This is a genomic window from uncultured Nostoc sp., assembly GCF_937863485.1.
Lineage (GTDB): Bacteria > Cyanobacteriota > Cyanobacteriia > Cyanobacteriales > Nostocaceae > Nostoc.
In genome coordinates, this window is the sequence record NZ_CALMFY010000046.1 from 101,007 (window position 1) to 115,757 (window position 14,751).

13 protein-coding genes and 1 other RNA gene are annotated in these 14,751 nt (G+C 42.5%); 7 read left to right on the plus strand and 7 right to left on the minus strand.

Features of this window, described 5'->3' with window-relative positions:
- Positions 1–80 precede the first annotated feature (80 nt).
- Positions 81–761: a two-component system response regulator RppA gene (rppA, locus tag Q0541_RS07105; RefSeq protein WP_298907517.1), complete on the minus strand. Its 681-nt coding sequence runs from the start codon at positions 759–761 to the stop codon at positions 81–83.
- A 211-nt stretch (positions 762–972) separates the two neighbouring features.
- On the opposite strand from rppA, the gene Q0541_RS07110 reads away from it, so the two are divergent.
- On the plus strand, positions 973–1,359 hold the full coding sequence (locus Q0541_RS07110; protein WP_298907519.1) for a hypothetical protein: 387 nt from the start codon (positions 973–975) through the stop codon (positions 1,357–1,359).
- A 111-nt stretch (positions 1,360–1,470) separates the two neighbouring features.
- Here Q0541_RS07110 and Q0541_RS07115 read toward each other — a convergent pair whose 3' ends face one another.
- Together Q0541_RS07115 and Q0541_RS07120 are read right to left on the minus strand one after the other, a co-directional pair.
- A complete protein-coding gene (locus tag Q0541_RS07115; RefSeq protein WP_298907521.1) occupies positions 1,471–3,249 on the minus strand; it encodes a reverse transcriptase domain-containing protein in 1,779 nt (592 codons plus the stop codon).
- 211 nt (positions 3,250–3,460) lie between these two features.
- On the minus strand, positions 3,461–3,649 hold the full coding sequence (locus Q0541_RS07120) for a hypothetical protein (protein ID WP_298907525.1): 189 nt from the start codon (positions 3,647–3,649) through the stop codon (positions 3,461–3,463).
- Between the two features lie 337 nt (positions 3,650–3,986).
- On the opposite strand from Q0541_RS07120, the gene Q0541_RS07125 reads away from it, so the two are divergent.
- The 3 genes from Q0541_RS07125 to Q0541_RS07135 all read left to right on the plus strand — a co-directional run bounded on the left by Q0541_RS07125 (position 3,987) and on the right by Q0541_RS07135 (position 8,152).
- Complete coding sequence (locus Q0541_RS07125; RefSeq protein WP_298907528.1) at positions 3,987–4,526, plus strand: hypothetical protein; 540 nt, start codon at positions 3,987–3,989, stop codon at positions 4,524–4,526.
- Positions 4,527–4,569: 43 nt separating this feature from the next.
- A complete protein-coding gene (locus Q0541_RS07130; protein ID WP_298907531.1) occupies positions 4,570–7,323 on the plus strand; it encodes a cation-transporting P-type ATPase in 2,754 nt (917 codons plus the stop codon).
- Positions 7,324–7,831: 508 nt separating this feature from the next.
- On the plus strand, positions 7,832–8,152 hold the full coding sequence (locus tag Q0541_RS07135; RefSeq protein ID WP_298907534.1) for a hypothetical protein: 321 nt from the start codon (positions 7,832–7,834) through the stop codon (positions 8,150–8,152).
- Positions 8,153–8,375: 223 nt separating this feature from the next.
- Here the strand turns inward: Q0541_RS07135 and Q0541_RS07140 are convergent, their stop codons facing one another.
- The 4 genes from Q0541_RS07140 to Q0541_RS07155 form a co-directional block, all read right to left on the minus strand.
- Positions 8,376–8,699 carry a DUF2103 domain-containing protein gene (locus tag Q0541_RS07140; protein ID WP_298907535.1) on the minus strand — a complete coding sequence of 108 codons (324 nt, stop codon included), beginning with the start codon at positions 8,697–8,699 and terminating at the stop codon, positions 8,376–8,378.
- A gap of 5 nt (positions 8,700–8,704) precedes the next feature.
- The gene (gene clpS / locus Q0541_RS07145; protein ID WP_298907537.1) at positions 8,705–9,031 is read right to left on the minus strand and encodes an ATP-dependent Clp protease adapter ClpS; all 327 of its coding nucleotides are present in this window, start codon (positions 9,029–9,031) and stop codon (positions 8,705–8,707) included.
- Between the two features lie 173 nt (positions 9,032–9,204).
- Positions 9,205–11,283 (minus strand): FAD-dependent oxidoreductase, encoded by a 2,079-nt coding sequence (locus Q0541_RS07150; protein ID WP_298907539.1) that lies wholly within the window; start codon positions 11,281–11,283, stop codon positions 9,205–9,207.
- 276 nt (positions 11,284–11,559) lie between these two features.
- Positions 11,560–11,883 (minus strand): hypothetical protein, encoded by a 324-nt coding sequence (locus Q0541_RS07155; protein ID WP_298907541.1) that lies wholly within the window; start codon positions 11,881–11,883, stop codon positions 11,560–11,562.
- 733 nt (positions 11,884–12,616) lie between these two features.
- Between Q0541_RS07155 and Q0541_RS07160 the strand changes: the two genes are divergently transcribed.
- The 3 genes from Q0541_RS07160 to ssrS all read left to right on the plus strand — a co-directional run bounded on the left by Q0541_RS07160 (position 12,617) and on the right by ssrS (position 14,514).
- Complete coding sequence (locus Q0541_RS07160) at positions 12,617–13,108, plus strand: pentapeptide repeat-containing protein (RefSeq protein WP_298907551.1); 492 nt, start codon at positions 12,617–12,619, stop codon at positions 13,106–13,108.
- On the plus strand, positions 13,105–14,271 hold the full coding sequence (locus tag Q0541_RS07165; RefSeq protein WP_298907544.1) for a 5-(carboxyamino)imidazole ribonucleotide synthase: 1,167 nt from the start codon (positions 13,105–13,107) through the stop codon (positions 14,269–14,271). The genes Q0541_RS07160 and Q0541_RS07165 overlap by 4 nt, the downstream gene beginning before the upstream one ends.
- Before the next feature lie 59 nt (positions 14,272–14,330).
- Positions 14,331–14,514: non-coding RNA, 6S RNA (gene ssrS, locus Q0541_RS07170), on the plus strand.
- Positions 14,515–14,751 lie beyond the last annotated feature (237 nt).

The following is a 14,751-nucleotide window of genomic DNA, read 5'->3' on the forward strand; positions in this document are numbered from 1 at the left end:
GGCGGAGCCTCCCATTAGGCATTCCCAGTCAGAGACTGGGAACGAGACCGAAGAATTCTCCAAGCCAGAATTATTAAATCTCAAGATGCTTCTGGAGGGTTGAGGCGATAGCCCATACCATAGACAGTTTCAATCCAATCGGCTACTGCTAATATTTGCAAACGTTGGCGAAGTTTACGAACTAGAACGGTGATTGCATTGCTCTCTGGCTCTGTACCCCACTCCCATACAGCTTGCTCAATCTGGTTACGAGTGAGGATTTGGCGGGGATGACGCATGAAGTATTCTAGCAACTGAAATTCCTGGCTAGAAAGCGAGACAGTTGCTCCAAGTCGCTCCAAAATCAGCGTGTCGAGATGAAGTTCCAGGTCTGCCAAGCGGAGGGTGTCTCCTTGCCAAAGAGGCGATCGCCTCCCCAATGCCCGCACCCGTGCCATGAACTCCATAATATCAATTGGTTTGACTAGATAATCATCTGCTCCTGCATCTAATCCAGTTATTTTATCAGGTGTGGTATCTTTGGCTGTAATCATTAAGACGGGAGCGGTTTTCCCGGCAGCCCGATATTGTTGACACAGACTTACCCCACTAATCCGAGGTAACATCCAATCCAAAATCAACAAGTCATATTCTTTTTCAGCCAAAAGCCATTGAGCGGTTTCACCATCCTTGACACCATCAACGTTGTGTCCAGCCTGGGAGAGAACCGTTTGCAGCGGCATTAATTGCTTCGGATCATCCTCGACCAGTAAGATTCTCATCACCTTTGTGCAATTGAGCTTATTAATAATAATGCATTCAAGTAATGTGAACTTCTTTCATCAGTCAGAATGAATGTGTGATTACAGCAGAATTCAAGTATTTGAACCACATCTGTCGTAAGGGCACAGCAATGCTGTGCCCCTACCGCATGGTATATTTACCTGAAAATAGCTGTAAGTATAACCTGGCAAAATCAGAGGCAAGTGTAGTGTGTGGCGGATTAGCAAAAGTTGGCTGCGAGGACTGGGATTAGAGTTTTGGTTGCCTCTGCCACTGGTGGCGGTTGTGTTTTGGCTGAGTTGTAGTTTCCTGGCTGCTCAACAGTTAAGCCAATCCTACTCTACAGAGACAAAACTTCAGTCAGATACCCAACTGGAAGCACGGCTATCAGTCAACGTATTGCTGATTAACGCTGCTGTCAATCGAACTCAGAAAATTACTCAGGTTGAAGTGGAAACAGCAGACCCCATCCTGAAGCGATTGGAATTAGAACTTCCAACGATAGAATTTAGCCAGATAGAAGCGACAATTGCCGAAGAACTAGGGCTACCTCGTCAGGATGTTAGAAAGTTAGTACGCTATGAAGTTGTGGACTAATATTGATGGTATTTCAGGCTAGGAGGAAATAAAAAAGTAACAAAGCCCGCCTGTCAACAACCGTAAAACTCCTAACAAGCAGGCTTTCTGTAATTAATGCTGCTTATAATTTTATTTTCGTAATTCTTCTGCGTAATATTTAACAATCTTTTCTATAATTATAAATACTTCTTCAAAAGCCCCGAATTCAAAATTATCAAATTTTTCTTTTTTATTGAATATATTATCAGCAAAGTCGTTTTTACTTAGTGCTACTTTCTCATTGTTTTTATCAAACACATCTTGATCTATAATTTTTAATTCCTTAGATTTAAATTTATTTTTATCTACACACGTAAAATCATCATTAAGATGTCTCCCACTTTCCGAATGGAATTCATTGCTTAGAAACAATCTTCGCCCATTAATATCTTGTCTTTGGATTTCATTATCTTGATAGTAGTGTTCAATACATATTTCTTTGTGATCGCAACGATGTTGAGGAATTGGTAAGGCAAACGAATACATTCCATTTTTCCAATCTTTAAATCCTAAACTCTCATCATCTATCTGTCTAGTTATAGTAGGTTCGTCTCTATCAAAAATTGCAATCATAGGTTGCTGGTGTTTTGTCTTACATAATTGTTTACACATTGCCAGCAATTCGCTGCTACCTTGTTTTTGCGGATCTAAATCATCTTTCAACTCAATTTGGAAGTCAAATTTTTTACCTTGATGTTCTAACCATTTTAGAGCAGAATTGAGATGTTTTATATCAGTCTTACCTTCAGTCCATATAGTAGCTTTGATAGAAGATTTATTTTGATTTTCCCATAAATTATAAACATTCAGTTTTTCATCACTCACTAATTCAGGGGCAAGTCGTTTCAACCATCTTAAAAAGTTTAAGTATATTTGGTCGTCTTTACCTCTAACTGTGCCAACAAACTCAATCTTACTTTTAAGAATATATTGAAATGATTTTTGTTTTTTTTGATAGGAAGATTTATTATCAAATTGCTTCCAAAATTCAGCTTGAGCATTATCAAGCCCATATTTTTCCCAAGCATGAAGCATTGCACGAATTTGACGAATATATTTACGTTTTACATTAAGTTTTTTATTAACTGTTATACCAGTAACTTCTTGATGTCTATATTTACTGTATAATCTCGATTTAGATTCATTAACAATAAAGCCATTATCCTCAATTGTTTTTTTGAGATCATCACTTAGAATTAACTTTTCTGCTTCTTCTGAAAACCAAGCTAAATGTCCAGGAAATTTTGGTCTAGAAGTTGAAAATGTGATGTCATCAGCATACCTCGTATAAATACAGTGATACTTTTTCGCAAGACGTTGTAGCTGAGAATCCAACCTAGCTGAAATCATATTTGAGACAATTGGCGATGTCGGAGCACCCTGCGGTAGCTTATTTTCATGACAACATATTTGAGCTAATACTGTTGCAATTTCCTCTGTACAATTATATGGAGATGCCATGAAAAGACCGCGAACTCTACCAAAATTGATAGAAGAGAAAAAATCTTTAATATCTAAATTTAGAACATAACGCTGTCGAAGATGTTGTTTAGCATTTGTCACGATACTCTTACCAGTAACAAAGCCCTGCGTTGAAGGTTTAGGTTGATATACACATTTCAAAACTTGATTTAGCTTTCGCTGAATAATTTTTAAGCATGTATGCGGAACAGAAATAGTTCTATATTCCCCCGTTTTTTTCGGTATTTGAAATGTTGTGTACGCCTTGTCACGAGGATAAATGTATAAATGATATCTTAACTGATAATCACTAATTTCCAACAAACTAGCGATATGTTTACGTGTTTTTAGTTGAGAAAAGCGTTCTTTTAATTCTTCTTCTGTTAGACTTAAATTAATAGTACCCATGCTCATCAAAATTACATAGGAAGGTTGGACACTCGCAAGATATTCCAACTTACTGCCCAGGCGATAACCCTGAAAGCAACAAAAGCGAATTCAAGGCACATACGGTGACCTTTAAGAATATGCCGCCGCAGGATCAACAGCGGAAATCAATAGTTTTTGCGAATATCCAACCTTGCTAAATTTAACACAAATACTGAAAATCACAATACAATTACTTTGAAAATTGATTAGTCCTGATTTGAGCGATGCGTTCCGCTTTGGTTTTCAATGTTTGGTTCATGGCTTCAAACCCTTGGTGAACATCGATATTTAATCGACGAGCCAGCAGAGGCAGCAGTAAGCCGTGGAAAGATTCTTGCTGAATGAACCGAACGCGATCGCTTGCTAACGGCTCAATCATAAAGCTATCTAATTAATTATATTTACCTACTTATAAAACGTAATTGCATTAGCGCAACCTTTACAAGTGTCATTGCGTTAGCGCAGCGTTAGCCAGACCTTGAGCGTCATTGCAAATTGGTTTAATCACTTTTCGTTCACATTCATCAGTAATCCTGGAATACAAGGGTATGAGGGAACTGTGTAGTAAATCCGACAAATTTTATTGCTCTTGTTTATGGCAGTCGTTCTTACTCCACGATTCCTGCTCACACTGCAAACTATAGTTTTTTACTACTTTGAGATTGCTAACGCTGAGTTTTAAACTTACTTATTTTTAGAGGAGATGTTGCGCTCAAATGAATTTCAATCAAGTTAAACATGGTATCGGCATCATTTCTACCCGTGAGGCTGCAACACAGGTAGTTGATGAACTCAGAGCAATTGACTTTCCGATGCAGAAAATTTCTGTATTCGCTACAGACTCTGAACACCAATTGCACGAGGATGCTAATGCAGATAAACATCCCATAACTCCGATCGAAGGTGCCAAAGCAGGCGCAATTACAGGAGGAACAACCGGAGGATTCTTGGCACTCACAGCCGGACTTGGCGTATTAGTTATTCCCGGTTTCGGGCCGGCGTTAGCGGTTGAATCTGTGCTGGCTACGCTGCTGGCGGGTGGAGGGAGTGCGATCTTTGGCAGTGTATATGGTGCGTTTCAAGGTTGGTTTGCTCCCGAAAGGCAAGTTAGACTTTATCACCCATCCACATCCCCAGAAGAATTTTTGGTGAAGGTAGAGGGAACAGTGGATGAAATCCGGCAAGTAGAATCAATTCTCCGTTACTGGGGTGTGCGAGAGTGGCGTGTTTATGAACTTAGCAAAAGATTTTCATAAATAACGCTTTCAAGAAAACGGTTATTTTAATTTGGAGACGGAGATGGCAACAAATACGATCGCAAAAAATTCTTTTCCCCAGACAACAAAAGATTTAGAGAACTATGAATGGCATACTCTGGCTGAACAGCAGATTGTAAAAACGTTAGCCAGTCATCCAGAAGCAGGTTTGACCCATGAAGAAGCTGCGACGCGGCATCAACAGATGGGTGCAAATCAACTGACTGGTAAGGGTGGAAAAAGTCCTTGGCTACGATTTCTAGAGCAATTTAATCAACCACTACTATATATTTTGCTAACGGCGGGAGTAGTGACGCTGCTGCTTCAAGATTGGATAGATGCAGGCGTAATTTTTGCTGTCACACTGATTAATGTCATAATTGGCTACATTCAAGAATCGAAAGCAGAAGGGGCGATCGCTGCTCTATCCAAAGCTGTCACTACCGAAGCAACTGTGATTCGCAATGGTCAAAAAACTCGTCTGGCTTCGACTGAGCTTGTTCCGGGTGACTTGGTACTGCTGGCATCTGGGGATAAAGTGCCTGCGGATCTGCGGTTGTTAAGTGTGCGTGGGTTGCAAGTTGACGAATCTGCCTTAACAGGCGAATCCGTTCCGGTGGAGAAAGTAACCCATTTGTTGGATGTCGAGACACCGTTAGCCGAACGAAGCAATATGGCATATACAGGAAGTTTCGTCACCTTTGGACAAGGAGAAGGAATTGTCGTGGCGATCGCAGATGCCACGGAAACGGGTCGAATTTCGCAGTTAATTCAAGGCAGTACCGGGTTAAAAACACCACTGACGCGAAAAATTGACAAGTTCAGTAAAACCCTACTTTACGTCATCTTAGGGTTGGCAGCCCTGACATTTGCTGTCGGATTAGGACAGGGTGGATCTTTGATTAATGTTTTCAAAGCGAGTGTAGCTCTGGTTGTCAGCGCGATTCCAGAAGGATTGCCTGCGATCGTCACAGTCACTTTGGCGATCGGCGTTTCCCGAATGGCACGGCGTCACGCGATTATTCGCAAGCTGCCTGCTGTTGAAGCTTTGGGAAGTACAACTGTTATCTGTTCTGACAAAACTGGGACATTGACGGAAAATCAGATGACGGTTCAAGCGATTTATGCGGGTAAGCAAAAATACAGTGTCAATGGGATTGGTTACGCTCCAGACGGGGAAATTTTGATGGATCAAAAATCTGTTGATCCCAATGGAGATAGATATGTTGCTCTCCGAGAATGCCTAGAAGCGGGACTACTCTGCAATGATTCTCACATTGAATGGCGAGACGGACAGTGGAGCGTGGTAGGAACTCCAACCGAGGGAGCATTGATTGCAGTCGCCCAAAAAGCGGGGTTTACGCAAGCTACCCTTGAGCAGGAGATGCCCAGGATAGACACCATTCCCTTTGAATCCCAATATCAGTACATGGCAACTTTGCATGAATTGGATGCAAAAGCAGGGGTGAATGTTATTTATATCAAAGGTTCTGTAGAGGCGGTTCTCAAGCGGGCAGAGCAAATGCTCGATCCCCAAGGACAGCTTACTCCTGTCAATCCTGCCGCAGTAGAACAAGAAGTTGAACGCATGGCAGAGCAGGGGTTACGGGTACTCGCCTTTGCCAGAAAAGAAATGACAGCAAATCGACAATCTTTGGATCACACTGATATTGAGGATTCGCTGGTGTTGCTGGGACTCCAAGGGATGATTGATCCACCGCGCCAAGAAGCGATCGCCGCCATCCGTGCCTGTCAAGAGGCAGGAATTAAGGTGAAGATGATCACTGGTGACCATGCACTAACAGCATTTGCGATCGCCCGCCAGATCGGAATTTGCTCGGCACAAGAACAGGTATTCACTGGGCAGCAATTAGCTCAGATGGATGAGCAGGAACTAGCGCAAGCAGCAGAGTTAAGCATGGTATTTGCGCGAGTTGCTCCAGAACAAAAGTTGCGTTTGGTGAAAGCCTTGCAGTCAAAGGGTGAAATTGTAGCGATGACTGGAGATGGAGTAAACGATGCTCCAGCTCTCAAGCAAGCAGATATTGGTGTAGCGATGGGCATAGCAGGATCAGACGTTGCTAAAGAATCAGCTGATATGCTCCTGACTGATGACAATTTTGCCTCAATTGAAGCTGCTGTGGAAGAAGGGCGTGCAGTTTACCGAAACTTGCGGAAGGCGATCGCTTTCATGCTACCGATCAACGTTGGAGAATCCATGACAATTTTGATTGGCATCCTCCTAGCAACTGTTCTTCCCATCTTGCCGATCCAAATCCTCTGGCTCAACATGGTCAGTTCAGTAGCGTTGATTGCTCCCCTCGCTTTTGAGCCAAAATCTGGACAGGTGATGCAACAACCACCACGTAACCCCAACGAAAAGCTTTTATCAGGTAGTTTAGTTCAGCGGATCGTGGCGATTTCTGTGTTTAATTGGGTGGTGATTTTTGGGATGTTTCAATCGGTACTGCAAACTACAGGCAATGAAGCGTTGGCTCGAACGATGGCAATTAATGGACTGGTAGCAGCAGAAGTTTTTTACCTCCTAAGTATCACCCAGTTTCTCCCCTCTGTGTTTGCCAGAATTCAAGGAAAAAGCACATCAGTCGTTTATGCTCCGGCGATCGGAATTGTAGGTGTGGTGATTTTACAATGTTTGTTCAGTCAGTGGGGCATGATGAATCAAGTGTTTGACACAACACCTTTGACGTTTACCCAAGCCCTCATTTGTATAGGTGTAGGTTTCCCAGTGGTGCTGATAGCTCTCATCTTGCAACGCTTCGATCCGCTTAATTAGGGGTAGTGCTAGAGAAGACACTGTTGGCGAAATATTTCTTCACATTGGACAGCGATAAAACCAAGCATTCTGGAAGATAGTAAATTTCAATGTCGCAGTTTTGTTTATTGTTAATGATAAACTGTCAACAATTTGTTTTATTTCTTCAATAAATCGATTCAGGGCTTTTGGTGCTGTTTTATAACCAGAAGCCTGCTGACCTATTTTATTTAAAATAAAATGCAATTCTCAGCGTCAATGGCTACTATAACCGGATTAGAAGCTCTGGAATTGTTAGCAGCGTCATCGCTTGTTGAACCGCAGAATTGATATTTACCGCTTCAATCTGCGATCGCCTGCTTAACAAAAATATTTAATTTTCATTAAAAATAAGATTTGCAAAAAAACGATTTTTGTTGCATTTATTTACAGATGCATGACTCTATTGAGGTTTGTAAATAATTTGTATTTCTGCAAGGAATATTCCTTTAGACTGAATTTTAACTGAAAAATGTGGGGATAAACACAAATGCATTCGTTAAATATATTTTGTCACGAATTTGTAGTTGCTGTTTCCTTTGTAGCTTGCATTATTGGACTGATATTACTGTGGGACGGCAAGCAGCAAAAAAATGATATAGAAGAAACAGAGCAGATTCTGTTTAGAATGAGCTTTACTTATTGGCTAGTTTACTGTGTAGCCTTTGGCATAGAGAAGATAGTTATACCTGACTGGGAATCTATACTCATGACTTTGAGAATAACTACGGCTCTGTCATATTTCTTAACTTTTTCTTGCATTGTTAGTCTGCCACTACACAAATTTGCCGTCCACCGGGTTGAGGAATAGTTATTGGGATTGGAGACTTGTACTGAGCATCTCGGCTTGCTTCTCTTCGAGAGGCTGCGCCAACGACTGCGCTCTACACAAGTCGCTCGATGGAGCCGGAGTCGAAGTAGGCGTAAAGCCTGCGGCATAGCTACGCCCTGAGCGCCAGCCTCTCCTTGGCGCAGCCTCTCGTAGAGAAGAGTTGTATTGGTCATTAGCTTTGCACAAATGACAAATGACATGATTAGCATTTCATAGCGATCGCTAATGCTGTTTCCAGTTCTGACTGCGCCAAAGGAGTCAAAATAAACACCTCTTGTACCGTCTTCCCCTGTCGTGCGATTACTTTATAGCCCCCACGGATCGGTACTGAGATTCGCAGTTGCATTTTTGGACAATGACCTTTTGACCGCCCAATCACTCCCGGTGTCACCGTTTGGATGCCATCCATCTGACAAAGACGTTCTAAAATTGGGATCAGACCAGAAAGGTGTGTCGAGTGATTCCAAACCAGTCTGCCAGCTTTTTGCGAAGCCGTCTGAAGGGGATCTACGGTGGGTTTGCCCATGATGATTAAGCTGCTTCTAGAGGTGCCATTGTCAAACCTGCTCGGCGCAGCTGCTGATGATAAAGTTCCGCAGGTTCTTGGGGACCGACCCAGACGATCGCTTGACCTTCATAGTGTACCTGATTAGTCAGATCCCACGCGCGATCGCCACTCATCCCCGGAATATATTTCATCAAACATTCACTTACATGTTGGAATGTATTAAAATCATCATTTAATACAATCACTTTGTAATTCGGATAAGTCTTACGGGTAACTTGATTAGACCGTTCAGGAGCTATAGTTGGTGCTGTGGCCATCCCGTAAACATCTGCTGAAAGTGTCGTAACCATAGAACAATTGGTCAAGAGGATTTTACAAAACTACACTACAAACAACTAGTTTAGTCCATTGTTTGGGGACTAGGGAGTTAGGAGTTAGGAGTTTAGAGTTAGGAGTTTAGAGTTTAGAGTAAGGAATTGGGTATTGGAAAGAATTCAGTCCCCAATGCCCAATGCCCAATGCTCTACCGCCAATTATCCCAGTTTTCGTTAAAAATAGATGTATCTGGGAAGGCTGTGGGGTTACCATTTTGTTGCAAAAGCCGTTTGAGTGCTTCCAGTTGTGGCTCTTGTTTGGGTAAGTCATCGACTAATTGGTAAGGTGCGATCGCATTTTTGATGGCAAAACTAGCAACAGTTCCCGCAGCTGCGCCAGATGACCATTCAAAGGAATGGACTCGATAGGCCGCAGCAGCAATATGACTAGTAGCAATGCTTTTGCCTCCTACCAGCAAATTGTCAATTTTCTGGGGAATCATCGCCCTCAGAGCAATTTGGAAGGGATAAGCTTGGCCTGCACCACGTCTTTCACCTGGATGTTCAGTATTACCAGGGGCTTCTGGAGGACTATTCACCATGCAAGGATGGAAATCTATAGCGTAGTGACCAATACCCACAGCATCAGGAAAGACGGTAGAACGAGTCCGCCGCATTGCTTTGTCTGGTGAAACTTTACCGTCAATTACTGATACTGCTTCCAAACCTGCAAGTGCTGCTCGTAGTCTACGATACATATCTGCTGGCAGAGTCTTGGAGTAATATTCATCATTGTAATCTCGGCGAGAAATATCAATTTCCCAAATACCAAAGCCTTCGGGTTGCCCCCAACTGGGGCGGCCAATGATGCGCCGTCCTTCTCGCATATAAGGATATTTCGATAAGCCATGTACTGTCCCCATCGGGGAATTTAAACCCGAAACAAAGCGGTTATTGGGTTGCTGCTGCTTGACACCCTCCCCCAGTTGGGAATCTGTAGTTCCAGCTACCAACCAGTAATAGAAAGATAAAGCATTTTCCTCAGCTTTGCGGAGGGTTTCTGTTCGCAGTCCTCCCATCCAGCCCCCTGGTTTTAACTGCCCAGTAGCTTCTAACTGTTGGCGACTGTAAATCAGGTTATCAGCAGCAGTTCCTGGGCGGTAGTCGTTACCCCAAGTCCAGTTTTGCATGGCGATATCCCCTGGTGTAGGAGCAGTAAAATTTATACCGCCAAATTTTTCTGGTTTCCCTTTGTTTGAACTCCAAATGCGCCGATAGGTGAAAACCAAATCAAAGTTAGCCAGTCGCGTTAATTCATAGCTGAAATATGGGGCATATTGTGAATAAAATGGGGGCATCGCATGCGGTTGCGGTTCCTTGGTTGCCTCCATTGCAAAGGTGTAGGTAAAGCCTTGAGGGCAATATGGGTCGTTGTTGGTGCTGGAAGCAGAAGGTTCCAGATAGGAACGGGCATCAATGCCTAATCGGTAGGGAACATCAGCAAGGGCGATAATTTCTCCAGTTTCGCTAGTGTCTACGACGTACCACTTAGGAGCATCCCCGTTACCTGCCTTGGGGATAAAACGGAGAATAGTTTTGGTAAACCGAGATGAGTTTTCGTAGCTATAAGAATCTTCAATACTTTGAGATAAGGTAAAAGTATTCAGAGGTGGTGCGCCTTTTGGTGGTTGATGTTGAATAGCGATCGCACTATTAATTATTTTGCCATCAGCAGCGATTTCCAAATCCTTAATTACTGTGTTGGGAAACCATTGCAACTTCCCTTTGCCCCGCTTTTCGGCATCTTTAAGCATCTGGGTCAAAATAGTGTGAGCATCGCGGGGAAGAAAGCAGGATTCACTTACCCAACAATTACCGGGGTTAAGTTTACCGTATTTGCGCCCAATCCGGTTTCGCAAATCTAGGTAGCCGCGAGAATAGAATTTGAGAGCTCGCTGGGTTGGTCGTTCGTCTAACGCAGATGTCCCTTGAGCAGAAATTTGTCCTCCTAGCCAGTCAGTAATTTCCGTGAGGCAAACCGTTCGTCCTGCTAGCAACCCCTCGTAAGCTGTGGCGACGCCAGATAGTCCACCACCCACAACTAAAATCTCGCAATCGACACTTTTATCTGGGGTTCTCGGTGGTGTGGCGTTTACCGAAGGTGTTGGCGCTGCGTTCGTCGGAGACGTTGGCGCAGCCATCGCCCCATCAAATGCAACTAAGGTGGATATTAAATTGAGACTGATCAGCGATGTTAAGCTATAAGCTACTTTGTGTCTACGCTTCATGGTTAAAAAAAACACTCCAAATCCTGTGTCACCTTGTAGAAGGTAGCATTCAGCAAATGTTTATTACAAGCTTGATAAGAAGTTTTAGCCTTAACCCAAGTGTATTCAAACAAGGGGCTTAAGCTTCTTGTTCTATGCAACCTCACAGGTAATTGGTATAACTAAATAATTTTTAGCTGAAACTGTGGTGATTTCGTCTCTTTTTCTGAAATTAAAAACTGCTCTTGCTGAAAGTAGACAAGAGCAGTTTTTAATAGCAAAGCCCAAAATAAGAATTTAGGCATCTTCAAGTTCAAATTGAGCCACCGTAACGGCGTTAAAAGCGAAAGCTAAAACTAATGGCATCGGCGACTGAAACCAAAAGGTAAAAAGAACAGCTAGGATTGTGCCAATTACTGCGGACATCGACCACAATCGTTCTTCAAAAGTCAATCCCTTTTCAGCTTTAATCAATTTGAGAACATTAACTGGGATTGGTTCTGGCATTACCCCACCCGGAGGGAAAGCCCAGAAGTTGTTACGTCGCTCGACAAATAAATCTGTCCAGCCATTTTCTTGGCACCATGCCTCAATCCATTGAAGTGAGTAATGATTCATCATCGGGTTTCGGAATTCGGTTTGTGGAAGTTGTGTACTTGGTGAAGATAAACTTTTAGAGATTCCTGAATAACTAATTAATTGCTATAAAATTAACGCTAATTATCCAACTTTTAAGCTTTGTTAAGCAGTTGAGACACATATAATTAGGCTCAAACCATGCTTTCATTAATTAAAAGATTAGCAGTCGATAGGGTTTGTTTACTTTAAAAGACAATAAACTTTACTTGAAAAGTTGAAAGTCAAGAATTATAAACAAGTCCGTGAGTATTACTGCTTAATAAAACTCTTTATATCCTAAAATTAAAATCTAAAAATGAAGAACTGTGAACAAATCAACGAGTGTAGGCATAGTCTGTCCTAGACATCGCTTTCTAGAGCCAAACCATTCCTTTAGAATTAGGAATTTTAATTTTTACCTTCATCAACAGAGATAGGTTATGCTCAAGCTTACTTGGTGTCAAAAACAACTATTACTTAGTTATTTGCATCAGTATTTAGTAATAAATTTCTTGATATATTGAGTGCCAGGGATAATTTTGCTCAAGGTGAGCAGCGATGTCTACGACGGGCTATGCCTATGTCCTTTTTGCGTTACAAAATATTAAGCAAGGGAAATACATATCCCCCAAGTCCAGTAGCAAGGCTGTGAGTCTCAATTAGGATGACTCATATCTTGCTAATATTCAAATGCGGTAATTAAATGCAGCGATTAGACACCAAATTGGCTCTCGATATGTTTTGGCGGCAAGCGTTGGCGTTCCTTCTAGGGATTATTATATGGTGCGTGGCTGATCCCGCACTGGCGGTAGATTGGACTCATCCACTGTCATTTAGCAATGCAGAGTTATCAAGACGTGATTTTTCGGGTGACAGTTTGCAAGCTGCGGAGTTTTCTAACGCCAATATGGAACTGGCTAACTTTGCAAACGCTGACTTGCGGGGAGCAGTCATGAGCGCTTCGGTGATGACAAAAGCAAATCTCCACGGAGCGGATTTAACTAATGCAATGGTTGATCAGGTAAACTTGACTAAGGCAGATTTGAGCGATGCAGTTTTCAAAGAAGCTCTTTTGCTGCGTGCCATCTTTGATAATGTGAATATAGACGGTGCAGATTTTACTGATGCAATTTTGGATAGGGCACAAATCAAAGAACTGTGCCAGAAAGCCAGTGGTGTGAATTCCAAAACAGGCGTGCAAACTCGTGATTCTCTAGGATGTCAATGAAACGTGTTGGTGTAATTGGTGGCGGACAACTTGCCTGGATGATGGCGGATGCAGCACAGAAGCTAGGAGTAGAATTAGTAATACAAACTCCTAGTGAACACGACCCGGCCGTGTCCATTGCCCAGGAAACTGTTTTCGCTCCAGTAGATGACGCAAGTGCGACAGAGATATTAGCTCAAAAATGCGATGTCATCACCTTTGAAAACGAATTTGTTAACCTGCAAGCTTTATCTCTTTTAGCACAGCAAGATGTTTGTTTCCGTCCCAGATTAGAAGCTTTGGCTCCTCTTTTAGATAAATATCATCAACGCTGCTATTTAAGCGATTTGGGATTGCCAGTTCCTCAATTTTTCGCCCTTAACGAGGTGGAAAATCTCAAATCAAAAATAGAATATCTGGGTTTTCCAGCAGTCCTCAAATCCCGACGCCACGGTTATGACGGTCAGGGTACTTTCATAATTCCGGATTTTGTTACTTTAGAACAAAAGCTAAGTTATGAAACCACAACAAAAACTTTAAATCAACCACTTTTCTTGTTAGAAAAATTTATCCCTTTTGAAAGAGAACTAGCAGTAATTGCAGCTCGTTCTACAGAGGGAGAAATTGTCACTTATCCAGTGGTAGAAACCCAACAAGAACAACAAGTGTGTCGGCGGGTGATTGCGCCAGCCGAGATTACGCCCAATCAAGTAGTAGAAATTCAAGCGATCGCACATACTCTATTAAATAGCCTAGAAGTAGTGGGAATTTTTGGAATTGAGCTATTTCTCACCGCTGATGGCAAAATCCTGGTAAATGAAATTGCGCCCCGTACCCACAATTCTGGGCATTTTTCTATTGACGCCTGCGAAACTTCGCAGTTTGAGCAGCACCTTCGAGCCGTTTGTAGTTTACCTTTGGGAAATCCAGCTTTGCAGTATGCTGGCGCTGTGATGGTGAATTTACTGGGGTATGAAAATTCTCACAGCGACTACCAAAGCCAGCGTCAACAAATAGCGGAGATTCCCCAGGCGCATGTTCACTGGTATGGGAAGACAGAATCACGTCCTGGGCGAAAGTTAGGACATGTCACCGTTTTGCTGGATAACCAAAATAGAGAATCGGTAACTGCCATCGCCAACGGCATCGCCCACACCATAGAATCTATCTGGTATCCCAGATAAATTGATCAGAAAATTTCGATGTTGACACACAACATCTTTTTGAAAGCTATAATGAGTGAGTTGCACTACGACGTTGGTGACTGCCATCAAGTTTTTTGATCTATGCCTTTAATGACAAGGGAGTCAACTGTTCTCGTGGCAGTAAACCGGGCATGTACCCGGAAACTTTAAACGAGGAATTTAGGTTCCCACCTGGATAAACCCAGGTCATAAACTTAGGTAAAACGGCGTCGCGGTGAACTTAAAATTATTAGCTCCCAAAGTCAATTAGAATTTGGGAGCTTTAATTATTTAAATTAGTATTAAACCGCGTCTACCTTGAAAACTGTAGTTCTTTCCGTATGAACAGAAAAAGCCCTCATCCCCCAGCCCCTTCTCCCAATATTGCCAGAAGCGGAGCCAAAAATAAGTCCCTCTCCCAAGTAGGGAGAGGGATTTAGGGTGAGGGCAAAAACTACAGTTCTCAACATAGATGAGGTT

Bases quoted from the DNA above. Each gene is read 5' to 3' on its own strand.
- Q0541_RS07115 (WP_298907521.1), bottom strand. From the start codon at position 3,249: ATGGGTACTATTAATTTAAGTCTAACAGAAGAAGAATTAAAAGAACGC.
- Q0541_RS07150 (WP_298907539.1), bottom strand. From the start codon at position 11,283: ATGAAGCGTAGACACAAAGTAGCTTATAGCTTAACATCGCTGATCAGT.
- Q0541_RS07155 (WP_298907541.1), bottom strand. From the start codon at position 11,883: ATGATGAATCATTACTCACTTCAATGGATTGAGGCATGGTGCCAAGAA.
- Q0541_RS07135 (WP_298907534.1), top strand. From the start codon at position 7,832: ATGCATTCGTTAAATATATTTTGTCACGAATTTGTAGTTGCTGTTTCC.
- Q0541_RS07125 (WP_298907528.1), top strand. From the start codon at position 3,987: ATGAATTTCAATCAAGTTAAACATGGTATCGGCATCATTTCTACCCGT.
- Q0541_RS07140 (WP_298907535.1), bottom strand. From the start codon at position 8,699: ATGGGCAAACCCACCGTAGATCCCCTTCAGACGGCTTCGCAAAAAGCT.
- rppA (WP_298907517.1), bottom strand. From the start codon at position 761: ATGAGAATCTTACTGGTCGAGGATGATCCGAAGCAATTAATGCCGCTG.
- clpS (WP_298907537.1), bottom strand. From the start codon at position 9,031: ATGGTTACGACACTTTCAGCAGATGTTTACGGGATGGCCACAGCACCA.
- Q0541_RS07130 (WP_298907531.1), top strand. From the start codon at position 4,570: ATGGCAACAAATACGATCGCAAAAAATTCTTTTCCCCAGACAACAAAA.
- Q0541_RS07160 (WP_298907551.1), top strand. From the start codon at position 12,617: ATGTTTTGGCGGCAAGCGTTGGCGTTCCTTCTAGGGATTATTATATGG.
- Q0541_RS07120 (WP_298907525.1), bottom strand. From the start codon at position 3,649: ATGATTGAGCCGTTAGCAAGCGATCGCGTTCGGTTCATTCAGCAAGAA.
- Q0541_RS07165 (WP_298907544.1), top strand. From the start codon at position 13,105: ATGAAACGTGTTGGTGTAATTGGTGGCGGACAACTTGCCTGGATGATG.